The 25,549-nt window shown below is 40.3% G+C and carries 25 protein-coding genes; 24 read left to right on the forward strand and 1 reads right to left on the reverse strand.

Going from position 1 to position 25,549, the window contains the following annotated elements; all coding sequences use genetic code 11:
- Positions 1–33: 33 nt before the first annotated feature.
- The 10 genes from BK139_RS10820 to BK139_RS10865 all read left to right on the forward strand — a co-directional run bounded on the left by BK139_RS10820 (position 34) and on the right by BK139_RS10865 (position 8,209).
- A complete protein-coding gene (locus BK139_RS10820) occupies positions 34–1,470 on the forward strand; it encodes a serine hydrolase domain-containing protein (protein ID WP_019382219.1) in 1,437 nt (478 codons plus the stop codon).
- Positions 1,471–1,508: 38 nt separating this feature from the next.
- Positions 1,509–2,405 (forward strand): serine hydrolase, encoded by an 897-nt coding sequence (locus BK139_RS10825; RefSeq protein ID WP_019382218.1) that lies wholly within the window; start codon positions 1,509–1,511, stop codon positions 2,403–2,405.
- Positions 2,406–2,607: 202 nt separating this feature from the next.
- Positions 2,608–3,471 carry a MurR/RpiR family transcriptional regulator gene (locus BK139_RS10830; RefSeq protein WP_019382217.1) on the forward strand — a complete coding sequence of 288 codons (864 nt, stop codon included), beginning with the start codon at positions 2,608–2,610 and terminating at the stop codon, positions 3,469–3,471.
- Positions 3,472–4,483: 1,012 nt separating this feature from the next.
- Entirely contained in the window at positions 4,484–4,687 is a 204-nt protein-coding gene (locus BK139_RS10835) for a DUF1657 domain-containing protein (RefSeq protein ID WP_019382215.1), read from the forward strand.
- Between the two features lie 81 nt (positions 4,688–4,768).
- Positions 4,769–5,236, forward strand: a complete 468-nt coding sequence (locus BK139_RS10840; RefSeq protein WP_076258493.1) for a YhcN/YlaJ family sporulation lipoprotein — start codon at positions 4,769–4,771, stop codon at positions 5,234–5,236.
- 16 nt (positions 5,237–5,252) lie between these two features.
- Positions 5,253–5,732, forward strand: coding sequence for a stage V sporulation protein AC (gene spoVAC, locus BK139_RS10845; protein ID WP_076258495.1), 480 nt, complete (start codon positions 5,253–5,255; stop codon positions 5,730–5,732).
- Positions 5,732–6,751: a stage V sporulation protein AD gene (gene spoVAD / locus BK139_RS10850; RefSeq protein ID WP_019382212.1), complete on the forward strand. Its 1,020-nt coding sequence runs from the start codon at positions 5,732–5,734 to the stop codon at positions 6,749–6,751. The genes spoVAC and spoVAD overlap by 1 nt, the downstream gene beginning before the upstream one ends.
- Positions 6,748–7,098: a stage V sporulation protein AE gene (gene spoVAE / locus BK139_RS10855; RefSeq protein ID WP_019382211.1), complete on the forward strand. Its 351-nt coding sequence runs from the start codon at positions 6,748–6,750 to the stop codon at positions 7,096–7,098. Before spoVAD ends, spoVAE begins: the two co-directional genes overlap by 4 nt.
- 12 nt (positions 7,099–7,110) lie before the next feature.
- Complete coding sequence (locus BK139_RS10860) at positions 7,111–7,317, forward strand: DUF1657 domain-containing protein (RefSeq protein WP_061791255.1); 207 nt, start codon at positions 7,111–7,113, stop codon at positions 7,315–7,317.
- A 31-nt stretch (positions 7,318–7,348) separates the two neighbouring features.
- Positions 7,349–8,209, forward strand: a complete 861-nt coding sequence (locus tag BK139_RS10865) for a DUF421 domain-containing protein (RefSeq protein WP_076258498.1) — start codon at positions 7,349–7,351, stop codon at positions 8,207–8,209.
- A gap of 103 nt (positions 8,210–8,312) precedes the next feature.
- Here the strand turns inward: BK139_RS10865 and BK139_RS10870 are convergent, their stop codons facing one another.
- Entirely contained in the window at positions 8,313–9,677 is a 1,365-nt protein-coding gene (locus tag BK139_RS10870) for a D-serine ammonia-lyase (protein WP_076258501.1), read from the reverse strand.
- Between the two features lie 479 nt (positions 9,678–10,156).
- Between BK139_RS10870 and BK139_RS10880 the strand changes: the two genes are divergently transcribed.
- From BK139_RS10880 to cyoE, 14 genes are all read left to right on the forward strand, one after another.
- Entirely contained in the window at positions 10,157–10,441 is a 285-nt protein-coding gene (locus BK139_RS10880) for a DUF997 family protein (RefSeq protein ID WP_019382206.1), read from the forward strand.
- Positions 10,442–10,452: 11 nt separating this feature from the next.
- Positions 10,453–11,949 (forward strand): sodium/pantothenate symporter, encoded by a 1,497-nt coding sequence (gene panF, locus BK139_RS10885; RefSeq protein ID WP_019382205.1) that lies wholly within the window; start codon positions 10,453–10,455, stop codon positions 11,947–11,949.
- 54 nt (positions 11,950–12,003) lie between these two features.
- Positions 12,004–13,611, forward strand: coding sequence for an N-acyl-D-amino-acid deacylase family protein (locus BK139_RS10890; protein WP_076258504.1), 1,608 nt, complete (start codon positions 12,004–12,006; stop codon positions 13,609–13,611).
- 138 nt (positions 13,612–13,749) lie between these two features.
- A complete protein-coding gene (locus tag BK139_RS24340; protein ID WP_261391754.1) occupies positions 13,750–13,875 on the forward strand; it encodes a hypothetical protein in 126 nt (41 codons plus the stop codon).
- A gap of 520 nt (positions 13,876–14,395) precedes the next feature.
- Positions 14,396–15,385 carry a LacI family DNA-binding transcriptional regulator gene (locus BK139_RS10895; RefSeq protein WP_076258506.1) on the forward strand — a complete coding sequence of 330 codons (990 nt, stop codon included), beginning with the start codon at positions 14,396–14,398 and terminating at the stop codon, positions 15,383–15,385.
- 220 nt (positions 15,386–15,605) lie between these two features.
- Positions 15,606–17,036: a PTS transporter subunit EIIC gene (locus tag BK139_RS10900; RefSeq protein ID WP_076258509.1), complete on the forward strand. Its 1,431-nt coding sequence runs from the start codon at positions 15,606–15,608 to the stop codon at positions 17,034–17,036.
- Positions 17,037–17,091: 55 nt separating this feature from the next.
- Entirely contained in the window at positions 17,092–18,582 is a 1,491-nt protein-coding gene (locus BK139_RS10905) for a glycoside hydrolase family 32 protein (RefSeq protein WP_076258511.1), read from the forward strand.
- A 10-nt stretch (positions 18,583–18,592) separates the two neighbouring features.
- Entirely contained in the window at positions 18,593–19,570 is a 978-nt protein-coding gene (locus tag BK139_RS10910) for a carbohydrate kinase family protein (RefSeq protein ID WP_076258513.1), read from the forward strand.
- Positions 19,571–19,988: 418 nt separating this feature from the next.
- Positions 19,989–21,083, forward strand: coding sequence for a DNA sulfur modification protein DndB (locus tag BK139_RS10915; protein WP_061791262.1), 1,095 nt, complete (start codon positions 19,989–19,991; stop codon positions 21,081–21,083).
- Entirely contained in the window at positions 21,080–22,114 is a 1,035-nt protein-coding gene (locus BK139_RS10920; protein ID WP_076258517.1) for a DNA sulfur modification protein DndB, read from the forward strand. The genes BK139_RS10915 and BK139_RS10920 overlap by 4 nt, the downstream gene beginning before the upstream one ends.
- A gap of 154 nt (positions 22,115–22,268) precedes the next feature.
- Complete coding sequence (locus BK139_RS10925; protein WP_076258520.1) at positions 22,269–22,832, forward strand: competence protein ComK; 564 nt, start codon at positions 22,269–22,271, stop codon at positions 22,830–22,832.
- A gap of 173 nt (positions 22,833–23,005) precedes the next feature.
- The gene (locus BK139_RS10930) at positions 23,006–23,452 is read left to right on the forward strand and encodes a hypothetical protein (RefSeq protein WP_076258522.1); all 447 of its coding nucleotides are present in this window, start codon (positions 23,006–23,008) and stop codon (positions 23,450–23,452) included.
- 191 nt (positions 23,453–23,643) lie between these two features.
- Positions 23,644–24,384 (forward strand): hypothetical protein, encoded by a 741-nt coding sequence (locus BK139_RS10935; RefSeq protein ID WP_076258524.1) that lies wholly within the window; start codon positions 23,644–23,646, stop codon positions 24,382–24,384.
- Between the two features lie 230 nt (positions 24,385–24,614).
- Complete coding sequence (gene cyoE / locus BK139_RS10940) at positions 24,615–25,532, forward strand: heme o synthase (protein ID WP_076258526.1); 918 nt, start codon at positions 24,615–24,617, stop codon at positions 25,530–25,532.
- The last annotated feature ends 17 nt before the right edge of the window (positions 25,533–25,549 follow it).

A 25,549-nucleotide genomic window follows, 5' to 3' on the forward strand; every position in this document is an offset into this window, starting at 1 on the left:
GTCCTTTATAAAAACAATATAGGAGGAAAAGAAATGAAAAAAGCAGAAAATTTTAAAGCATTTGAAGAGACTGTGCAAAAGTTAACGGAAAAACACATGATTCCTGGTACCTCAGTAGCAATAGCCCAAGAAGGAGAAATCGTTTACCATAAAGGATTTGGGTTCCGTAACGTGGAGGATGCATTGCCTGTAACAGAAGATACTGTTTTCGGGATTGGGTCCATCACAAAATCATATTCTTGTGTGGCTATTATGCAGCTGCAGGAAGCAGGAAAATTAAATGTTCATGATCCGGTAATCAAATACCTGCCGGAATTCAACGTTAATAATGAAGAGGCGCTAAAACAAATCACCATTCACCACTTCATGACACACTCATCTGGTTTACCTCCAATGTCCTCTCTAGTTTATGCAATGAAACGATCGATGGATATTGACCCATCTGCACAAAATTATCCAGGTTTAAAGATCGAGCAGGAAAATTACGAACCAATCGACACATATGAACAACTTATGCAGTTTATTGCAGACCAGGATTTTGAATTATTAGGGGACCCTGGTACACAGTTTAGTTATTCAAATGATGCATATGCTTTATTAGGAACCATCATCGAACGTGTTAGCGGGAAAAGCTACGAACAATATGTATATGATCATATCCTTTCTCCTTGTGGTATGAAATACAGCTGCTTCATGATCGAGGAATATGGTGACTATGAAAATATCACCACTTGTTATGCAGAGGACAGTAGTGAAGGAACGAAGCGTATTATTCCTGCTCCGATTTGGTGGGACGCTCCATCTATGCGAGCTGCAGGCTTTCTAAAATCGACTGCTGGGGACATGTTAAGGTACGCCGAAATTTTCCGTAATGCTGGTGTAGTAAACGGTAAGCGAATCTTATCTGAGGAAAGTGTAAAAGAAATGGTTAAACCTCATATTCAAACACAGCCAGGAAGGTTTTATGGCTATGGGTTAATGATTACCCCTGACTATTTTGGTACTACTCTGGTTGAACATGGTGGAGGGTTAAAGGCAATTTCTGCACAATTAAGTATTTTACCTGAAAAAGGAGTTTCAGGTGTGGTCCTGACAAATTTGGCAGGTGTTCCTGCTGCACGTGTTATGCAGCTTGCATTTAATGCCTATGCAGGAAGGGAAGTAGAGGCATCTCACATTTCCTTTGAAGAATACGAGATTGGTGAAGAGCGGCTGGAACAGTACCAAGGAGAATATGAGTCAAATGAAGGAATGAAAGTATCGATTGTAATAAAAGATGGAAAGCCGGTTCTTATTTCACAAAAAGCTGAGATACCTATCATGTTTGTAAAAGAAAATGCTTTTATTGCGTATGTTAACGACTCTACAGAAATAGCTGAAATTTTAGTAGATGATAACAATGAACCATGGGGTATTTCTTATCACTTTAGACAATTCCCTAAAGTTTCAACAAAACAAGTTGTTAAATAAATGAAACCGTATATACAAAAGATGGAGGGGTGTTTGCTATGAGTTTACAGGATCGTCTAGAAGAAGTTTTACGGGATGCCAGTGGTACTTTTGGTGTATATGTTAAACATTTGGAAACCGGAGAGACTGCTGCAATCAATGAGAACCGTTTTTTCCAGGCTGCCAGTGTCTTTAAGATTCCCATTTTGGCCGCTTTATACCGTGATGTTCATTTAGGGAAGGTCAATTTGCAAGAGCGTATCCGGCTTGAAGAAGCAGACTTAGTAAATGGATCCGGTATATTTAAAGAGTTAATTCCAGGAATCGATGTTACCATAAAAAATTTAGCAACAATGATGATCATTGTAAGTGATAATGTTGGAACAGATAAGATATTGCGTATTATAGGTAAAGAAAATGTAAATCAATATATGAAAGAAGTCGGGCTAAACAATACTTACATTCGTTTTAGCTGCTGGGAACTTCTTTGTTCATGTGTTGGACTTCCGCCACAAGGATTTTCACTTGAACTTTATCATGAAATAAACCGTCGATTTAAAAATGGTGAAATTGATTATAATTCGATTGTGTTCCAAGAAAGTATAGATAATAATGTAACAACTGCATTTGATATGGCGTTGTTATTAGAAAAGATTGCAAATAAACAATTAATTTCGGAAAAAGCTTGTGATGATATGTTTGAAATTCTTGAAAAGCAGCAATTCCGAAATAGGATACCTTACTTATTACCTGCGACTACAGTTGTCGCTCATAAAACAGGCACCGTTGCAAGTGTTGTAAATGACGCAGGAATCGTGGAGCTGCCAGATAACAAAGGAAGGTTTATCATTTCCGCATTTTCAATTGGCAACAAATCAGAAGCTGAGGGTGCAAGAAAAATTGCTGAATTATCCAGAGCAGCTTATGGTTATTTTCGAACCGAAGTAACCGTGTAAATGCTTTACTCTTAGAAAAGATGTAAGATTATAAAATTTCTTTATTTTGATAATAAAACCATATATGATAAGAAGGTACCTTTATATTTTTTAATATATTGTCTGAGGGCGTTACAGCGTGTAACGTTCTTTTTTCTCAAAGGTGACTAAGGCAATTCAGATGTAACTTACCAAGATTAACTCATCAGGAAGGGTTCACTTTATGGATAATTATAATGAGAGAATAAGAAAACTATTTAATAAACTAACAAAAAGACAGAAATTAGTAGCAAAATATATCGTTGACTTCCCTAAGGAAGTTGCATTTCAAACAGCAAAAGAGGTAGGTATCGCTAGTCAAACAAGCGATACAACCGTAATTAGATTATCATATGCACTTGGATATTCAGGATATAGCGAACTGCAAAAAGAAATTCAATCTTCCCTAATAGAAGATTCATTACATAAGACAGATCCTATAGAAGATTTTCGATCTACATCCAAGTCTCTAAAAGATATTAACTTAATTCAACACGTTATTGAGCAGGATAGCGCTTATGTTCGATCAACTTTAGAGCAATTAGATTACAGCCAGTATAAAAAAGCTGTGGATTTATTGATAAACTCAGAAATGCGGATAGTTATCGGCTTCCGTTCATCATATGGTCCTGCAAATTGGCTGACATTCAGCCTGAATATTGTAGTTGGAAATACACTTTTATATCGGGGAGAAATAGAGGATGCTAATTATTTCTTATCATTAATCGATGAGAGAACATTAGTGGTTGCCATCTCTTTTCCTCGATATACTAAAGAAACCAATTCGTTTGTTAAAGCAGCAAAGAAAAAAGGAGCAAAGGTACTTGCAATAACAGATGATGAGCTGTCCCCTTTAGGACTGCTTTCCGATATTTTGTTCAAGGTTGTTGCACCTTCTCCTATTCCTTTAAAAGGGATTACCCCCACCTTTGCTTTACTTAATTTACTTGTTACAAGTATAGCCGCTTCACAGGAAACTAAAGTCCAAAAGCGGTTGGAAGAATACGATCAGACAAGTGATGAATTTTCTCCATTTACAAAAATGTAATTGAGAGGGTAATTATATATTTGATGTATTGATGGAACGGGGAACCCATGGACCTCATTAGATATAGGTATAAAAAATGGTAAAATTGAAGAAATAGGCCATCTTATAGAATCTGATGGAGTAACGTAATTGACGCTGAGGGGCTTCTAGTTGCCCCAGGGATTATGGACGTAAAACCCTCCAGACTGCCCGTTGGAGTTCGTCACGTTCTAGTGAACGGAGAAATAACGGTAAAAGATAACCATTTTTTGAAACGCACCTGTGGAATGGTTATTCGCCGAAACAAATCCTTTTTACTATAAATTGAAGTTTAATCTTGTTTCTTGAGGCTGACTCATTAAATTTGAGTTCAGCTCTTTTTTATTTTTATCTGTAAAAAAAGTGAGCTTAGAATACTCTAAGCTCAAAATATAGGGGGTCAACTGTTTGAATAGTTCGACCAATATTATTATAACGGATTCAAAATATAATTTAAATACAAAAATGCATAAATATTTAATTATTTTTATAATTATACACACCCTTCATAGGTATGTTACTTTTTGGAATAAGTCTTTGTTAATTTCTTTAACCGCACACTTTCCTCGTTTAGAATCTCATAACTCATGAGTAAAAGTCTGCCTGACCAATTCCTCCATATTTTAGAGATGCTTGGGGGAGTAAAAAATTTCCGCGACAAAAAATTCTTCAGATGGTGGAAGCAGGGATCGAATGCCGGACAATTTTCCCTTTAAAATTTCCCTGGGTTTTTGATGTATCCTGTTTTTTGTTCTTTGAAAAATCGAAAACTACAAAATTCGCTATGACATAGTATCTCATCAAGAATGCATAAGGGTGAAAAGTGGATCTCTTACAAAACGTATCGATTCTCCGTAAAGTACCCCTAATAAAGAATTGACATAAATTCTCGCTTGGTTAGCCAAAGCAGGTTTTATCCGGAAAATTTTAAGCATAAAAATCGTTTTTTAAAGCATTCTAAAAAGGTCCTAAAAAAACAAAGGAGGTGCCATTCATGACAGTCATCAATGACGTTAAAACAGCTCTGGCAGGACTAAAAAGTACTCAGGCGAGCTTTGAAACATTTGCTCTTAGTACAGATAATGAACAAGCGAAGCAGCTGTATCAAGATGCCGCTAAACAAACTCAAGCCGTAGTGGACAGTATTTCACCGCGTGTTCAGCAAATTGAACAAGAAGAACCTCAATACAAACAATAATCATTAACACGATACAAAAGGTTGGTTGGATATCGGCCAACCTTTTTCCCGATTTTGAATGGATAAAATGAGGTGATTTTCATGAAAGTCAACATAGCTAATTTTAAAATTCTTATATTATTGCTAATCATTATCGGACTAAGCTCTGGATGTAATGAAAATCAATTGGATAATAACAATAAAAAGTCTAGTGTTTCGCAAGTACATACAGGGAAGCCATTCGATCAATCTATCGCTAACCACGCTAAAGAAAAGATTATAACTAAGGACGAAATTACGGATGTTAGGGCTGTGAATACGGATAAGGAGCTTCTAGCGGCGATAAAGGTAGAAAATTTCGACCGTTTTCGCTTAAAAAGTATCGAGAAGACCGTAACATCCGACTTGGAAAAAATGTATCCGAATCACATGGTTGTCGTTTCGTCCGATAAAAAAATGTTATGGGAACTCCAAAAAATTGAAGAAAGACTGCAAAAAAACAAAACTAATAAGAAAAACCTAAAAAAGGATTTGAAAAAACTTAAAAATCTTATTAAGGAACAGACGTAAAGTGGGGGATGAAGCCATGTCAAATAATCAAAAGAAACAGCTTTCACCAGTCCAGCAGGAATACCAGGAACTGCAAAAACAGCGCGAAATCAAAAGGCCGGTTGTGAAAAATTGTATAAAAGCCTTTCTAATAGGCGGTCTCATCTGTCTTATTGGCCAGTTTATTCAGGATTTTTACATTTATTATTTTGATTTTACAGAGCAAACGGCCGGCAACCCGACGGTTGGAACGTTAATTTTTATTACAATGCTTTTTACTGGTTTTGGTGTATATGACCGAATTGCCCAATTTGGGGGGGCTGGGACAGCGGTACCCGTAACTGGTTTTGGCAATGCAGTCATATCACCTGCCGTGGAACATCGAACCGAAGGATTTGTCTTGGGCGTAGGCGGTAATATATTTAAATTGGCGGGTTCGGTTATTTTATTCGGTGTTTTTTCTGCCTTTGTCATTGCCTTAATTAAGACAATTTTAATCAGATGGGGGGGTTTATAATGCTTGCAGGCCATCGTACATGGATATTCGAACAAAAGCCCGTCATTATTTCGACTGGAACTATTGGGGGACCCTTTGAAGCCAATGGAGCTATACCGGATGACTTTGATACTCTTCATGCTGATTTATGGCTTGGACAAGATTCCTATGAAAAAGCACATAAAGTCCTTTTTGAAGAAGCTTGTCAGAAAGCGATGGAAAAAGGCGGAATCCAAAAGGATCAAGTACAATTTATCTTTGCCGGTGATTTAATTAATCAAATAACGCCAACCAGTTTCGCTAGCCGGACAATTGGAGCACCGTATTTTGGTTTGTTTGGTGCCTGTTCTACTTCAATGGAGGGGCTTGCATTAGCTGCTTATATCGTTAATACCAATGGAGCTAAATATATACTGACTGGAGCCTCCAGTCATGATACAGCAGTTGAAAAGCAATTTCGTTATCCAACTGAATATGGCGGACAAAAGCCTCCTACTGCCCAATGGACAGTCACAGGTGCTGGCGCGGCCCTTTTAAGTGATTCTGGTGAAGGACCAAGTGTTACATCTGCAACAATTGGCCGTGTAATTGATATGGGCTTAACAGATCCATTTAATATGGGAGGGGCCATGGCTCCTGCTGCGGTAGATACCATTGAGGCGCATTTAACGGAAAGAAACATTGATCCATCTTATTATGATTTAATCGTCACCGGGGATCTTGGCCAAATAGGGCGTGAAGTTTCCCTTGATTTATTTAAAAAGCATGGAATTTCCATCAGTGAAGAGCGATACCAGGATTGCGGTCTTATGATTTATCGGGAGGGTCAGCCAGTCCTGGCAGGTGCAAGTGGTCCAGGTTGTTCAGCAACCGTCGTTTATGGGCATTTATTAAATCGCATGAAGAAAGGAGAATTTAAAAGAATGTTAGTCGTGGCCACAGGTGCCTTATTATCTCCACTTTCTTTTCAGCAAAGCGAATCGATCCCTTGTATCGCCCATGCAGTATCCATTGAATATGGGGGGCAATCATCCATATGACCTATTTTTGGGCTTTTACCGTAGGCGGTTTGATTTGTGTCATTGGGCAGATTATGTTTGATGTGTTTAAATTGACACCCGGACATACATTAAGTTCTCTTGTCGTAGCAGGGGCTATTTTAGATGGATTTGGATTATATGAACCCTTGATTGATTTTGCTGGTGCAGGCGCTACCGTACCTATTACAAGCTTTGGCAATTCCCTTGTGCATGGGGCTATGCAGGAAGCAGAAAAACACGGGATAGTTGGTGTACTCACGGGAATGTTTGAAGTAACGAGTTCAGGTATTTCAGCTGCCATTATTTTTGGAATGCTGGGAGCCCTTATTTTTAAGCCAAAAGGATAAGGAGGATGTTAAATGACGATTGCATCAAATGTAAAACAGACTCTTGCCAGCCTTAAAGGTGCAGAAGCCGATTTATCCAGCTTAGCACTTAGGACTCAAGACTTTGAATCAAAGCGTACACTCCATGAAACCATGATGAGTGTCCATGAGGTAGTAACGGATTTAAAAAAGCGAATAGGTGAAATGGAACGGGAAGAATTTCAGTATAAAGGTTTTTAAGAGATATTATTTTTGCTGGGGGTGTTAATCAGTGCCTGCATGGTTAGATATTGCCGTACGGTCAATTTTATTTGTTGTAATTTTATTCTTTATTACGAAATGGTTAGGAAAGAAACAAATATCAGAGTTATCTTTCTTTGAATATGTCACTGGTATTTCTATTGGGAGTATAGGTGCTGAGGTTGCTATGGGGCTTGAACGGAGCATTTTTCACGGGATCATCGGAGTTATTATCTTTGCAGCGATACCCTTTATCTCTGGTGTACTTTCCTTAAAAAGTAAAAAGTTTCGTGATTTTGTAGAAGGTACAGGAACTATCTTTATAAAAGACGGAAAAATCATGGAAGATAACATGAAAAAGGAAAGATACACGACAGATGAGTTACTGGAGCTGCTTCGCAGGAAGGATGTTTATCAAGTGGCGGATGTAGAATTCGCCGTATTAGAGCCGACTGGAGATTTGTCCGTCATGCTAAAGAAAGAAAATCAGCCATTAACACCAAAGGATCTAAACTTGGCGATTGCTCCAATCAAAGAGCCTCAGACTGTCATTATGGATGGTGTTATAATGGATGAACCGCTTGCCACGATCGGACGAAGCCGGGCCTGGTTATACACTGAATTAGATAAGTTTGGTGTAACGGTCGAAAATGTGTTTCTGGGACAAGTTAACTCCTATGGAGAGTTAACAGTAGACCTGTTTGACGATCAATTACAAGTCCCATCACCTCAGGATCGAGCCCTAATTCTTTCGACCCTGAAAAAATGCCAAGCAGACTTAGAGCTGTTTGCTCTTGGAACCGAAGTAAAAGAAGCTAAGCAGATGTATAGTGAAAATAGTGAAAAACTGCAAAAAGCAATTGATAAAGTGATGCCTATTTTAAAAGGATGATGATGCATTAACAGTAAAGCAGGACCTATTTATTTTAAAACTAATTAGTTAACCCCTTAGCTTGATTTCAGACTAAGGGGTGTTTTCCTATATTATTGTCAAGTTATCTGCTTCTATTTCCCGATGCTAATTCCAGCCCTTTTTGATAATATTGTGCCATCATTTTTTCAGGAACCATGCTTCCGCCTGTCGCCCACACAATATGTGTACCCTTATTCATTGCTTCCGTTAAACCGTGCATGTGTAAATAATCTTTACCTTCACTGCATAATTTACTTGGTCCAATCAGTCCTGCTAGTGCAGAAGGTTCTAACTGGATGCCCTCTGTATCAACTAGTTCCTTTAATAACTTATAAAGCAGTTCATCGCTGACAGTATAAGTTCCACCTAGAAACGGCTCTATAGTTTTACCAACAAATCCCGATGGCCTCCCTACAGCAAGCCCATCAGCGTCTGTAAGATTATCAATGCCAATATCTTGTACAGAAATTTTATCATGAAGGCCAGTCATTAAGCCGAGCAGCATACATGGCGAGTGGGTGGGTTCTGCAAAAAAACAGTGAACATTGTCTTGAAACAATAATTTTAAACCAAAGGCTACGCCTCCAGGACCGCCGCCTACTCCGCATGGAAGGTAAACAAATAAAGGGTGATTTTTATCTATTATGATCCCTGACTCTTCCAATTGCTGCTTCAATCGAGATGCAGCCACTGCATAACCTAAAAATAGGTCTTGAGAATTTTCATCATCCACAAAATAACATGCTGGGTCACTATATGCCTGGGATCGGCCTTCTTCTACCGCTTTACTGTAGTCAGCTTCATATTCAATAACTTTGACATTTTTGCTTCTGAGCAATTCTTTTTTCCACTGTTTTGCATCAGCTGACATATGAACAGAAACATTAAAACCTAATTTTACACTTATGATGCCAATACTAAGTCCTAAGTTTCCAGTCGAGCCTACTGCGACTGAGTATTGTGAAAAAAATGTTCGAAATTTTTCACTATCTAAAATCGAATAATCATCTTGAATGGTTAACAATTGATGTTGAAACGCTAATTTTTCTGCATGCTTGAGAATTTCATAAATCCCGCCTCTTGCTTTAATAGATCCGGATATAGGAAGGTGACTATCGCATTTTAATAATAATTCTCCTGGAATAGGCTGCTGATAATTCTGCTCTAAGGATTTTTTCATTGAAGGTATTCTCACTAAAGGAGATTCTATGATACCATTGGATTCTTTTGTTTCAGGAAAAGCTTTAGAGATAAATGGTGCAAAACGTTGCAGCCTTTCCTCTGCATCTTTTACATCTTCTAGAGTAAGGGGAGATTTTTTAATTCCAGTTTGAAACGTTTCCAGATTAGGATTGATCCAAAAAACCTCTTCTGTCGATATGAGCTTATTCAGTAAAGGATATTTGTCTTTCCATGCTTTTATTTCTATTCTTTCAATGTCTTTCATCTTTTTTATCCTCCTGATTTTTTGTGCGAAATATATTTCTGAATTTTTATAAATTTTATCATACTTTCAATTTTTTCTTTTTATTTTACATTATTTTAATGGAGCAAATAGCTGTTAAATTAGCGAGAACATATCTGTATTTGAAGGTTTTATTGATAAGAATGTCTTTCGTAACACTCCGATTGTGATGAGTGCTAATGAGGAGGGCAAAAGAACACTGTGATTAAAGTTTATACCCTTGGATTGGTGGAAATCGTCAAGCAAAAATCAGCAACAAAAGTTTTTTATTGCCTACTTTACAGTTGAAAAAATGAGATTCATGGAAATATTTCTTAACAATCAATTTATTAATAATAATCAAAAGATTAAGATTATTATGTTGACTAATGATATATTGAGTATTTATACTGATAAATGAAGTTGTAACGTCAATTTTTATATTGAAATGAAGTAAAAACATCAAAAGGAGGTATTGTTTAGTGAGTGATCAAGATGATTTTATTGAGGACAGCAGGTATTCCCAATGTACGAGAGAAATGTGGGCTACGGTAGGCTTATTTGTAATAAACATTCTTCTTGTCGGGGGTGTATCGTTATGGCTTGGGCTTAACAAAACCGCAGATTCAATGACTTATATTCTTGGTTTTCCTGCTTGGTTCTTTTGGGGAGGGATTATGGGCACAGCGATTTTTTGTATCCTTCCTTATTTCATGATTAAGTTCTTTTATAAGGATATGTCGATTGAAGCTGAGGATGAAAGGTAGGTGCTCACTCAATGAAATGGGATGTTCTTATACCGATATTTCTTACTTTAATTGCTACGTTTGCAATCGGGATTGTTCTTCACAAGAAAATGAAGGTTAAAAATGCAAACTTTCAGGAGGATTATTTTATTGGAGGCCGATCTCTTGGACCATTTGTATTGACCTTCACTATTTTAGCTTCGGCAGCAAGCGCCGGCACTTTTATCGGTTCTCCAGGGGTGGCATATACATCAGGATTTAGCTGGGTGCTTATTCTCCTTACACAAGTTGGAATGGGTGTATATATATTAGGGATTCTTGGGAAAAAGTTTGCGATAGTGGCAAGGAAAATTAATGCTGTCACTTTAACGGATTTTTTCAAGGAAAGATATGAAAGTAAAGCGGTAGTGCTGGGAAGTTCTATCGGGGTTATCCTTTTTATCAGTGCCTATATGGTAGCTCAATTTGTAGGAGGAGCCCGCATTTTAGAATCAATAACGGGTTTACCCTATAAAACTGGATTACTTATTTTTGGGCTAGCTGTTGTTCTGTATACTGTATACGGTGGTTTTAGAGCAGTTGCATTAACAGATGCTATTCAGGGCATCATTATGATTTTTGGTGGAGTGCTGCTTTGGATTTTCTTTTTAATTAAAACGGACGGATTTAGTGGCCTAATAGGAAAGCTAGTTGCTGAACACCCGGAAATGGTAGAATTACCAGGACCGTCAGGAGCAACACCATTAATGCTTTTTTCCTACTTTATGCTTTTTGGCATCGCAGCCATTGGTTTACCACATGCTTCAGTTAGGGGAATGACCTTCAAAAATACTGATTCAATGCATAAGTCCATAATCTATAGTGGAATGATTATGGCGTTGTTTTCCATATTTTTTGCAACTCTTGGTCCGTTTGTAAGGGTTTTATATCCGGATTTATCAGCACCAGATATGGCATTGCCGACATTAATATTAGATATAATGCCGGGATGGGTTGCTGGACTCGTACTTTCGGCTCCGCTAGCTGCTATTATGTCAACGGTCAACTCAATGCTACTTGTGACGAGTGCTTCTGTTGTAAAAGATATATATTTAAATTACATCAATCCTAAAGCAAGTGAAAGAAAAGTAGCTAAGTTATCTTATTTCTCTACCCTGATTATTGGACTAGGAGTGGTATTGTTTGCTCTAACACCACCAGACTATCTGCAATTTTTAGTAATTTATGCGATAGGTGGACTGGAAGCTACCTTTTTTGCACCCATTGTATTCGGTCTTTATTGGAAAAGAGCTAATGCATGGGGAGCTATTGTCTCAATGTATACAGGGTTAATCAGCTATATCATTCTTGGTGAGCTTTTTCCGAATCCCTTTGGAATGCAAACCATTGTAACTGCAACAGCTCTATCCGTAATTTTGATGATCGCTGTCAGCTGTTTAACTCCTCGGCCATCTGAACAAATTATCATCAAAATGTGGGGAAACAAAAAAGTTGAAAACCCTCACATTAAGAAAACTTCTATAGGGTAAGCATTTATTCCATCCATATAAGAAAAATCAATCTATTATTTTAGGAGGAAAATTATGTTTGATTTAATCATTAAAAATGGACGTATTTATGACGGAACAGAAAATCCTTGGACAAAATCTGATATTGGGATTAAAGATGGTATTATCCGTAAAATTGGCGATTTGAAGAATGAAAGTGCAAATCGAGTTATCGATGCAGAAAAAATGGCTGTCACTCCAGGGTTTATCGATACACATGTACACTCGGACCTTCTATGTACCAAACCAGAGATTCATAAAATTAAGGTTTTGCAAGGGGTAACAACAGAATTATTTGGGCAGGACGGGATATCTGTAGCGCCTGTATCTGAACAAACAAAACCCCTTTGGCAAAAGCAATTAAAGGGGCTAAACGGCGATATTGGAGATTGGCCATGGAATACGATTGAAGAGTACCTTGAATTTTTGGATCAATCTAAAATTTCCGGCAATGCAGCTTATCTAGTTCCTCATGGAGCTGTACGTACATTGGTAATGGGATTTGATGGCCGGCAAGCTACTAAAGAAGAAATGGAGAAAATGAGGGATCTTGTCGAGGAAGGCATGAAACAGGGAGCTGTGGGGTTGTCTTCAGGCCTGGTTTATCCTCCTAATGTATTTTCCTGCAAAGACGAATTAATTGAAATTTGCAAAGGTGCAGCGAAGTACGATGGTTGCTTTGTGGTTCATATTCGCAATGAAAGCAACAAATCACTAGAGGCGCTAGATGAAGTTATTGATGTAGCAAGACAATCGGGGGTACGGCTGCATGTTTCCCACTTTAAGGTTGCTGGGAAAATTAATCGATCAAAGTATGAACAGGCTCTAGTAAGAATGGATGAAGCGAGGTCAGAAGGGATAGAAGTAACATTTGATCAATATCCATATACAGCAGGGTCTACTGTTTTTCATGCTATATTACCACCTTGGATGCATTCTGGCGGTACAGCAGAATTGTTGGAAAAGCTAAAGGATTCTAGCGTACAAGCCCGTATAAAAGAGGACTTAAAACATAATTCCGATTATGAAAATTGGGTATTGAATTGCGGCTGGGAGAATATCACGCTTACATCCGTCTCAACGGATAAAAATCGGTGGGCTGAAGGAAAGGATATGGTGGAAATTGCCAATCTCTTAAATGTTGAACCTGCCGATGCAGCATTCAAACTTCTTCTTGAAGAAAGTGCGGGAATTACTATGCTTGTACACTGGGGTGATGAAGAAGTAATTACTGGTGGAATACAGCATCCATTACAAATTGTAGGATCTGATGGCATTTTTGGAGGAAAACCTCATCCTCGCTTATATGGTACGTATCCGAGAGTATTGGGGCACTTTGTAAGAGACAATAATGCCCTTACGCTTGAACAGGCAATACGTAAAATGACCGGTGCTCCTGCTCAATTGTTACGTCTAAAGAAAAGAGGGTTATTAAAAGAAGGATTTGCGGCTGATATTGTTATTTTTGATCCACTAACCATTCGTGACAATGCTACTTACGAGGATCCGTTACAAGAGCCCTCAGGTATTAACTATGTAATTGTTAACGGACAGCTGGCTGCAGAAAAAGGGAAGTACTTAGGGGTAACCGCTGGTCAAGTGTTAAGGCGGGAACCTGTATATGCCGAGAATGTTTCTGTATAAAGATTTACAGAATTTAGCCACTTACCGGAAATCTGCAAATTGAAGAATTCTTGACGATAATGATGTCTTTTTCCCTTCAATTAAAGTTATTCAAAATGAAATCCTCTGAGATCAGAGCAGAATGAAGAGTGAAGGTAATTGGGAAAAAGACTATTAATATATCCATTAGAAGAAATAGCTGAAGCCGAAATTGTATTTGGAAAAAATTTATGGGAAAATGGTATTAAGAATAAGTTAATAAATAAAAAGGCTAGAAAAGACTAACGTCAATTTTCTAGCCTTTTAAAAAGCAGGGCAGATTACATCCAGGATCTAGTTAGAAAAAACTACTGAGATTTACGTGGAATCCCGGTAGAGCGTCCACTGCATTAGCCAGACGGGTATAAGGATCCTTCAGAAATCTACTAGGTGCAGCAATATTGCAATGTCAATATCTTGTCCTTTTTCTTGACTTTTTGATAAAGTTTTAGTTAATTTTCACTTCTTCAACAGGACAGGATAGTTAAGCAAGGCATAGAATTATAAAATAACCATCCACTACAGCATAATTTTCCGTTTGAAAACCAGCCATCTTGCAAGTAAAAAAGATTTTGGTAAGGTACAGCGGCAGGTGAGATAGTTAGTCGTAACAGTGATCCCGGTAAGACTGTAATGAAAGCTGAAATATCGTAGAATAAATCTAATCTTACCAGCTGTACGATAGTTCCCACACGCACCTCTCTATAATTACTTCAACTATTCATATATAATATAAGCAATTCTAAATCCAAAAGGTGAACATTCCATGAATACAACGATCAAAGATATAGCAAAGCTTGCCGGAGTTGCCAAGAGTACGGTTTCCAGGTATTTGAATGGCGGCCATGTAAGCGAACAGACAAAAGCCAAAATCAGAAAGGTGGTTGAGGAAACGAAGTATGAACCTAATTCGTTTGCGCAAAGCCTGAAGGCAAAGAAAACAAACTTTATTGGAGTAATTGCCCCAACGCTTGATTCTTATGTTACATCGACGGTGCTTATGGCCATTGATGAAGAGCTGAGAAAGCGGGATTACACCACCTTGATCATTAGCACAAGCAAGCATGTTGACCGTGAAATCGAAAGCCTGATCAGCTTGTCACGCCAAAAAGTGGATGGCATTATTCTGATTGCGACAGGGGTAACGGAAAAGCACATCGAGACGATTAACTCCATACAAATTCCAGTTTTAATCGTCGCCCAGGAGGTCGGTCATGTCACCTGCATTATTAATGACGATTATCAGGCAGGGTTTAAAATGGGCCAGTATGTTGCACAAAAAGGGCATCGCGCTGTGGCATATATCGGAGTGGCGGAAAGTGATATAGCCGTAGGGCAGCGCCGGAAGCAGGGAATAATGGAGGGTTTAAAGTCTGCTGGAGTCTCTGATGTTAAAACCTTTGTGTCCCAGTTTGATTTGCAGGATGCAGCCAGAGTTACACAGGAAGTGCTCGAGGAGAGTTCGCTGACAGCCATTATTTGTGCTACTGACACAATTGCGTTTGGGGCGATGAAGACTATCACGAAACTGGGGAAAAAAGTGCCGAAGGATTTTTCAATCGCTGGGTTTGGCGGATACAATATCTCAGGAGTCATTCATCCTGCCCTAACGACCATTCGCTTTAAAAATGAAGAGACAGGTGTCATGGCTGCCGAAACGATTATTAAATTGACTTATGGCGAAGAGGTCCCGAACTTGCAAGTCTCCGGTTTTGATTTTATTGAAGGTGAGAGCGTGAAAAGTGTAAAAAGCTGATAACGTTTTCAAAAATAGGTTGTTGAAAACTGAAAACTGTACTATAATCAAATTAATGGAACCGGTTCCCGCGCGACGAATCCATATAAGGGTTAAGAGGCGGGTTGTTTTTTGAACTGAAAAGGAACCGGTTCCAAAGAGACAATAAACAAACATGACTATTTTTTTATCCAGAAATGGAACCGGTTCCGTTTCTGAATAAAGGGGAGGAAATAGACAAATGGCAAACATAAAATCCAAATACCTGCCTACAGTCCAAGAATTACTAAAGTTAATTGGAGGGAAGGAAAACCTTCAAGGTGCAGCCCACTGTGCCACAAGGCTGCGGCTGGTTCTGAAAGATAATTCACTGGCAGACACGAAGGCGATTGGAGAGCTCGATTTTGTGAAAGGTTCGTTCGTAGCTGGAGATCAGCTGCAGATTATCTTTGGGGCAGGTACAGTTAATGATGTGTATGCTGTCTTCACAGAAGAAGCAGGCATCTCAGGAATGTCACTTGGTGACGTAAAAGAGCAATCTGCCCAGAAACAGAATGCTTTCCAAAAAGGGATTAAGGCTTTATCCGATGTGTTTGTTGAAATTATTCCAGGCTTATTGGCTGCTGCACTTTTGATGGGGGTTACAGGACTTCTCAGTCAGGAAGGGATTTTCGGTGAACAGCCGGTGGTTGAAATGTATCCGGCCATTGCTGGCTTTAATCGCTTTATCAGTATCATGTCAACCGGTATCTTTACGATTCTGCCATTGCTTGTTGTGTATTCAGCAACAAAGCGTTTTGGCGGCAACCCGGTTCTAGGGTTAGTGCTTGGTGCGATTATGCTTCACCCCGATCTTGCAAACGCTTATTTAGTTGGAAACGGAACGGTCGAGCCGGAAGTCATCAGTTTATTCGGCTTAAAGATTTCACTTGTTGCCTTCCAGGGCGGGATTATCATTGCATTGTTAATGGGACTTGTTGTGGCTAAGCTTGACCAATTTTTCAGCAGAAAAGTGCCGGATATTATCAAGCTTTTCCTTGCGCCTTTTCTAACGATTGTCGTTTCTGGTTTTCTATTATTCTCGGCTATTGGCCCATTTGGCCGTCTCTTATCCGATGGCATTACCGCGGGTCTGATGTGGAGTGTCGATAACTTAGGCATTGTCGGGTTCATGCTGTTTGCCGGAATCCAGCAGGTGATTGTTATTACCGGCCTTCATCACGTCATTGGAGCAGTTGAAGCACAGCTGATTGCTGACACAGGATCGAACTTTATTATGCCGCTGATGTCGGTTGCTTTAATGGGACAGGGTGGAGCAGTGCTTGGGTATACTTTGGCTCTATGGAAAAATGATAAAGCCAAACAGATTGGCATTTCAGCGTTTGGTTCGACATTGTTCGGAATCTCTGAGCCTGCACTGTTTGGGGTTAACGTGAAATATAGATTTCCGCTCGTTATGGGCTGTATTGGCGGTGCCATCGGAGGAGCGTATGTATATATGACAGGAATCAAGGCATTAGGCTTTGGTGCGACTGCACTGCCTGGTTTCGCGATTGTGGCGGCACAAGGAAACGGACATATCAACTATATTATCGCCAATGTGCTTGCACTGGCGGTAGGAGCGATTTTGACGGTTGTGTACTTTAAAGTGAAAAAACCAAACTTAGATTAATAGAATTGGAGGGAGAAATTCCTCTCTTCTCTATTTTTACAGGAGAGGACTTAGTATGGAGAGATATACAGAAGAGAAGTATAGATCGTTATATGACGCAAAAGAGAATGAACTGGAGAGGCTCCGGGAAAAATCCGCAGAATCCGTATGGAAGCCGGCCTACCATATCCACCCGCAGTACGGTTTAATTAATGACCCTAATGGGCTTGCCTATTACAACGGTGAATTCCACGTGTTTTATCAGTGGTACCCGTTCGGTGCTATGCACGGCATGAAGCATTGGGCCCATGTAAAATCAGCGGACCTTGTGAACTGGGAGCGTCTCCCGGCTGCACTGGTTCCGGTGGAGGATTATGAGTCCCATGGTGCCTATTCCGGAGCTTCCCTTGAGGTGGACGGAATGCTCTATTTGTATTACACAGGCAATATCAAATACAGTGCAGAGGAAAGATCGGCGAATCAGTGCCTGGCAATCATGGATCAGGAAGGGAAGATTCAAAAATATGAAAACAACCCGATTATTGAAGGGGTTCCGCAGGGCTATACCGGGCATGTCCGCGATCCAAAGGTGTTTGAAAAGAACGGTCGCTACTATATGCTGCTTGGTGCACAGTGTGAAAACCTGACTGGTGCCATCATTGTCTATGAATCTGAAAATGCCATTGATTGGTCATTTAAAGGGGAGCTGAATCTGCAGATTGTTTTTCCTGATTCGGTGTATATGCTGGAGTGTCCGGATTATTTCGAGCTCGACGGCAAAGATGTGCTGATTTTCTCACCTCAAGGGTTAAAGCCTGAAGGGTATGATTACCATAATCTGTATAATGTCATGTATGCAGTGGGCCATTTGGATATAGAAGCTCTTTCATTTGAGCCTGAGCATTTCCAGGAGCTTGAAAAAGGATTTGATTTTTACGCTCCGCAAACTTTTGCCGGCAAACATAATGAGCGCCTGTTATTTTCATGGGCCGGAATGGGTGAAATCGATTATCCGAGTGATAAGGAAGACTGGGCGCATTGCCTGTCAATTCCGCGTGAGCTGTGTCTTGTCGATGGGAAGCTTGCTCAAAGACCGGCAGATATGCTGAAGCAGCTTCGCGTAAAGTCGGAAACGAGCAGCGTGACCATTGAGTCGGGAAGCCTGATAATTGATGAAGGAATCGGGCAGCACGAGCTCGAATTTAATTTTGATACACTAGATGCTGATGTATTTGGGATTGAGCTTTTTGCTTCTGAAAAAGAGGGTTTAGTGCTTGAGTTTGACCGCAGCTCACAAGCTGTGAGTCTGAACCGGGAAAAATTTGCATCCTCATTTGGCGGGGAATACGGTTTTGTAAGGAGCTCAGAACTGAAAATCGATTCTTCTGTAAGAGTTCAAGTATTTGTTGACCACAGTATTGCTGAGATTTTTATCAATGATGGGGAAGCAGTGTTCACGGCAAGAGTCTTTCCTGGAAAAGGGTCTAACGGAATCAGATTGTTCAGCGACAAAAAAATCAGCTGCACTTATACGAAGCATGAGTTAAAGCAAGGCATTACACGTTAAGGGTGAGAACATGACGAAATTATACTCGATTGGTGAAGTATTAATAGATTTTATCCCGCTCGAGAAGGGGGCTGCATTAAAGGATGTCACTGCTTTTGAGCGGGCCCCGGGCGGTGCGCCGGCTAATGTTGCTGCGGCTGTGGCAAAGTTTGGACACAATGCATCGATGATTACAAAGCTCGGTTATGATGCATTTGGCGATTTTCTGATTGAACAGCTTCAAAACGCTGGGGTGGAGACAGACAAGATTCTCCGCACCAGCGAAGCGAACACAGGACTTGCGTTTGTTTCTCTGAAAGAAAACGGTGAGCGGGATTTTTCTTTCTACCGGAAACCCTCTGCAGATTTGCTGTTTGAAGAATCGGAGCTGCAGGAAGAGTGGTTTGGTGAAGGGGATATCCTGCACTTCTGCTCGGTGGACCTGGTCAATAGCCCAATGAAAATAGCCCATAAGAGAGCTGTGGAAGTAATGAAGAAAAAGGGCGGTCTTGTCAGTTTTGATCCGAATGTCAGACTGCCGTTATGGGAGAATCCAGAGGATTGCCGGGCTGCCATTCTTGAATTTGTGCCCCATGCTCATATTTTGAAGGTTTCGGATGAAGAACTGGAATTCATCACCGGAATCAGTGATGAGGATGAAGCGATTGCTTCACTCTTCAAGGGAGATGTTCAGGCTGTGGTCTATACAAAGGGCGCTGATGGAGCCGAATTATATACACAAGCTGATAAATGGGACTCTTCTGGATTCACAGTAGATGCCCAGGATACCACTGGTGCAGGAGATGCATTTATTGGCGGATTTTTATTCAAGCTTCTGGAAGCTAGTGCAAACCCTGAAAATGTGTTAAGTATATTAAGAGAAAAGCATGCAGACTTTTTGCTGTTTGCTAATGCAAGCGGGGCCTTAACCGCTGCAGGCAAGGGGGCTATACCGGCACTGCCTGTTAAGGAAAAGGTGCTGGCTCTTATAAAAGAACAGGAAAGATGACACCCCATGTTGATATTAAAAGAAGATGCAATGAAGCATAATTTCCGTATGAGGAGATTATGCTTTTTTGATTATGAAAGTAAAGCATTTCTAAGCAGAAGGAAACATCCATTCATGCTGTCACAAAATGTTCGAAATTAGAGGAAAATTTGTTTTCTTTTATATCTGTTTTTTTTTAGAAAGGTTGAAAAGAGTGTTTCAAGAAGGTGTTTGTGACATAAATCACAAATAAAAGTCTCACGCTAGGTTCGAAAATTTAGCTGCATATTTTATCTTGTCTTTCCGCTTCCGTCAATAGTATGAAAGCAGGCTGACTTATTAAAATCAGGCCTTAGAAAGAACGGAGCGAGTGTGATGGTGAAAAATGAATTTACAATAATCAGACAACATGCCTATAATAAATCTCGGGGTGAGAAATATGACAGATATTGGCGTATTAACCAGAATTATGGGATCAGCTTACAATCAATTCGGTAAAAAAGTACTGGCTACTCAGCTGCGGTATGCGACTTTGGAAGCTGTTTTTGAAGTGGATGAGGAAGTTCAGAGAAAGCTGGATCCAAAAAGGCGGGTGGAGATTAGAGAGTTTATCATCCAATCGCTTGAAGAAGGCAGGGATTTTTACTTTTCCCCATTTGTGTTTTCGGCCAGAGGCGCGATTCGCCAAACGGAGGATGGATGGGAACTGACTCCCGGAAGCAAGCTTTACATCATTGATGGACAGCACAGAAGCGCGAGTTTTTCATCCGCCATAAGCCATCTTAAATCCAGAAAAGAATCAGCGGAAGAAACAGGCAGGCTGGATGAAGCAATCAAACTGCAGACCTATATTGAAAGATTGAAAGAATATCCAGTTGCCATGCAGGTATTCCTGGATTTGACAGCCTCTGAGGAGAAACAGCTTTTCACAGACATAAATACTGAAAGAAGAGAAGCTCACATCGGGCAGATCATGCTTTATGATCAGCGTGACCCATATACTGAGCTGACGAGAACTGTTGCAGCGAAGCTTCAGTCAATCTTTGAAATAGAACAAAGCCTTTCCAGAATTTCCATTCACAACTCCGCACTTACATCATTAGCCACCATGAAGAGATGCATCATTGCCTTGTTTGAAGGTATTTTGACTGTAAAAAAAGGTCCCCCATATTACAGATGCAATCCGAAGGAAGCAGAAGAGATTGCAGTCGAATTTTTTCAAGTATGGCAGCAGATTTTCCCGAAGAGAAGCGCTAACAGATTTAAATTTGTTAGCGGTTACTCCGGTGTGCAAATTGCTCTTGCTTATTGTGCCAACCAGCTGACCAGGACTCATAACTTATCCTGCAAAGAAGCTATACACGAACTCAAACACTTAAAATTCGAGTGCAGCTGGAAGCACGATGATCCGATGTTCCGGCATTTGTTTGACCCGGTGTCTTCCAAAATTAAAGGCCATTCTGCCACGAGAAAAATCCAGCAGACCTCATTGGAATTCAAAAAGAAAATCGAACAGGGAGGGCTGAAGCCGTGATTGTACATGACATTTTTACTAAGCGGCAGACATTTATAGCGCTGCCTGTTTCCGAACTGGTCAATATGCATAAAGAAGAAAGGCTTATTCTGAGAGACACGAATCAGCTTCAGGTCAGGCGGATTAAAAAGTATATCTTCTCGAATGCTGCAGGGGGAGAAATATATCTGCCGCCGCTGGTTGCCGCAGCAGAAGAGGGGATGCTGGATGGACAAACTCCAGGCAGATTAAAAATAGTAGATGGATCACACCGGCTGAAAGCCCTGCTTCAGCTCGAGGATCAAATTTTCATGAGCATGAAAAGTGAGAAGGATGAAGAAATCCGGAATGCTTATCATCTTCAATATCTGCTGGAGAAGACAGAGATCTCCATTCAGGTCCTTGAAGGACTTTCCAAAGATGAGGAAAACCAGCTTTTTATTGATTTAAACACAAAAGGGAAACAGGTGGCATTGTCCAAGCGAATCGCCTATGATTCGAGAGACCGTTTAAACGGGATGACGAACCGGATTCTCCAATCCAATGCCAAGCTGATAGAAGCAGGTGTGGAAACCGAAAAAAGAGCCATTATTCGGCCAGCTAATAAAAAATTTCTCTCACTTTCCCAGCTGCGCTTGCTTGTGGCCACTTTTCTGGCAGGCAAGCTGTTAAACAGATCGGATGAATGGAAGGAGAATGCCGGGGGAGAGGATGAAGCTTATATGGATGTCGTAAATTCCTGGTTTGATAAACTTTTCTCCTTAGAATCTCCTAAAAGAATCGGAAACTATCACGAAACCATGCTGGCGAGCTTTCCGCTTATTCAGGCCATATCCTTATACGCTATGAAAGACTGGGGATATCAATCACTGTCAGTCAAAAAACAAAGTCTGAGTGAACGAATGGATAGCCTAAAAGAAGTGAACTGGAGAAGCACGAATCCGGAGTGGAGAAGATTTGACGGAAATGCAAGAGGAGAATTCTTTTACCTTGATAAAAGCAAGAAAAATATAGAGGCGATTGCCAATTGGCTGGAGACGCAAAGGAGGTGAGCATGATGTAACAGCATAAAAAAACCCTCAGGCGAGTCCGGGAAGACGATAGCCTGAGAGTCTAGTTGAGATGGAGTATACCAGCTCATAAGTTAGTATACTCCTTAATTTACATTTTTTAAATAGTGAAATATAAGGGAGGATATTAATTACAATGAATGCATTACTAATACGGGAGTATATCATCATACCGGAAACGAAATCAATTAGGGCCCATTATAACGAAGAAGGCGAATGCTGCAGTTTGGTTTTGGAAGGGAATTATACGTTTATGGTAAAGAAGAGGCCGATTGAGATCATAGATGAAAGCATAAACTATTATGGCTTTGATCTGAATGGTGCATCGAGCGGTTCGAAAACTATACTTGGACCCTGCAGAGCTGCACCAGTAAGAATTCCGGGTGGAATGGACATGTATTGGTTTCCTCATACATCGCCTGGGCACGATGAGTGTGTGTGGTTTGCGCTTCATCATGTAGATGCCATCATGCCTGAGAGCCATGATACCTCAAACGTTTATGTGAGCGGCGGGCATTGTTTTAAACTGAACGCTGCTGAAAAAGATGTTTCTATGCGATATGACCGGACAGAGAAGCTTGCATCAAGAATATCCAAGCGCAAGGTAAATAACTTCAGCTTTGTTATGGAAAGAACCACCGATACATACTCGGTTAAAAAAGGGAAGCGCAACTATATCATTGAAAGGAAGAAAAAGTAGCATCAGAGAGCGTCTTTTGTCAGCTTAGGAGTGCGTGTCCAGCATAGCAGTAATGGGGATAGGCACTTTCTAATACGGTAGATTGAAAAGCTAATAATATCCATGCTAAGTTCTCTTAGATGTTGTCTAATTCGACATAGTTCCTGATATAATGATTAGAGAAGGAGGTGAGAATGGTGGAAAAAGTACTGAATTTAATCCTGAACAAGCTTGAATCATTAGATCATAAAGTGGGTTCCATGGATAAAAGGCTGGACGCTTTGGACCAAAAAGTCAGCTCGATGGATAAAAGGCTGGACGCTTTGGACCAAAAGGTCAGCTCGATGGATAAAAGACTGAACACGCTGGACCATAAAGTCAACTCTATGGACAAGAGGCTGACAGCGGACTTAAAACGGCATGAGGATCTTATCCAGCAATTGATTTATAGTGTTGCTAACTCTAATGTTAAAATAAATGAAATGAATGAAAAATTGTCTGTTATTGATGTGAAAGCAGATCAGGCTATTGAACAAATTGCCGAGCTAAGAGAATCTGCGGCATCTAAGCATGATCTTGCTTATTATGATCAGAAGATTTCAGAGCACTCCCGGCAGATCTATAAGCTGAACAATCAGTAATCCTCCAGAAGAACACTTCGTACTATCTTCATCTACAACAATTGTTCCAAATCAGGCACCTGACCTCATGCATTGGACAAAGAGGACAGGTGTTTTCATTTTTTTGATCTACCTATATGAAAATTTAACAGGGCTGCGTCGTACAATCAATGTAGAAAGATGATGACATAACTCAAAGGGAGAAATCATACATGAAAAACCTGACCATTTTCACAGCCTCAGCTGCAAAGCCAAATATCATCGTGAATTCTGCTGATGATGCAGACCGAAATGAACCACCGGCAGACTGGAGCATTTCAGCCGAGAACCCTGAAGATATCATCCATGGATTCTCTCAATTAAAGATCATGAAAGAATACAAGCTAAGAGGCTATCAATATTTCAGCGGCAGAAACGGAAATGGGGTGGTGTGGGCGATTCCAGCTGCAGCGGAGCTTCCTGATCCTGATCTTTGCGGCCGGTTGGATGACTTTTTCCTCAGTCCGCCTAAGCCTCAGTTCGCATTGGATGACTTTATGGGTGCGATTGATGGGGACAGGTCACCTTTATCTTATCTGCAGGCAGCGATTGCTTTGCATGAGCTTTATGAATTTGGGGCGATATGGCATGGCTGTTCATGGGGACAGGATCGGATTTTGCCTTATACGGATGATTACAGAGAAGAGATGCGTTCAGATATAGACGAGCGGAATCCGCAAATAGAAGACTACTTAAATTTTATTCACCCGTGGGATGAACTGAAGGAAATTCCGGATATCCTAAATCCTCATTTTTTCTATAAAAATGGAAAACCGGTAATCATTTTTTATACGATTAATGATATCGGCTATTACAAATTAAACCGGTACATCCATACTTTTGAAAAGGAATCCTATATCCATAAGGTAAAACGTGAAGAAATTGGGTCAGGTCCTGGGGGAATAATTTTCTGATTGAAATGAAACAAAGATGTCACGATTATAAGCCCCATTACCATGCAAATAATGTTAGAATCAACAGGGAGGACTAAGCGGCAGGCAAGGTTCTCTTTTCTTTTTGCAGAGAGTTTACCAGCATTGGGATTTTTCAGAAATCATTGAGCATCAACTCCTGTTATAATAGGTGTATAATGAGTATTGGTGTATAGAGAAAGAGAGAATAATTAAAAGGGGAAGAATTGATCATGAAAGAGGAAGCAACCCTGAAGACGCAGGGACGGCCTTTATCAAAGATCCTCGCACTGACAGTCAAAACAGGGATTATTAAATCCAATCTAATCCCGATGTTTGCAGGATTAACACTGGCCTTATATACGTATGACTTCGGCCTTCTGGAGAAGCTGCCCGAAATTCTGCTGGCCTTTATAGGTTCAAGCCTTGTAATGGGAGCAGCAGGGGCTTTTAATAATTTATATGACCGTGATATCGATTCGATCATGAAGCGGACTCAAAGCAGACCAACTGTTACAGGGGAAATCAAGCCAAAGCAGGTATTGTGGCTTGCTAGCCTCATGTCTGTGTTTGGAATTCTCGCTCTTGCCTTCACGACTCCGTTAGCGGGGCTGCTAGGATTTTTGGGGCTGTTTTTTTATGTGGTCCCTTACACGATGTGGAGCAAACGAAGAACCATTTATAACACGGAGATCGGAAGCATTTCAGGTGCGATGCCGCCGCTTATCGGCTGGGCTGCCATCCATCCGGATATCACGCATCCCGCGATCCTTGGGCTGTTTATCATCACCATCATCTGGCAAATGCCGCACTTTTATGCGATCGCCATCCGGAAGCATGATGAATATAAAGCGGCGAATGTGCCGATGCTGCCTGTTGTTAAAGGCGTCAGAAGGACATATATCCAGACGAATGTTTATTTAGTTATTCTGATCGGGATCAGCTTTCTGTTAGGTTCCTTAAGCATCGGCCTTATGCTCGTAGCATTGCTCCTCGGGATTGCCTGGCTCGTACTCAGTATCTACGGCTATAAACGGATGGATCCTGAAAAATGGGCAAAATCACTGTTTATCTTTTCGCTTGTCCATATGACAGTTCTTTTTTCGACGGTGATTATTTATTCGATTATGGGGATTATTTTTAATTTGTAAAAAACAGACACACTGGA

The sequence above is a fragment of the Paenibacillus sp. FSL R5-0490 genome, assembly GCF_001956215.1.
Classification (GTDB): Bacteria; Bacillota; Bacilli; order Bacillales; family Cytobacillaceae; genus Cytobacillus.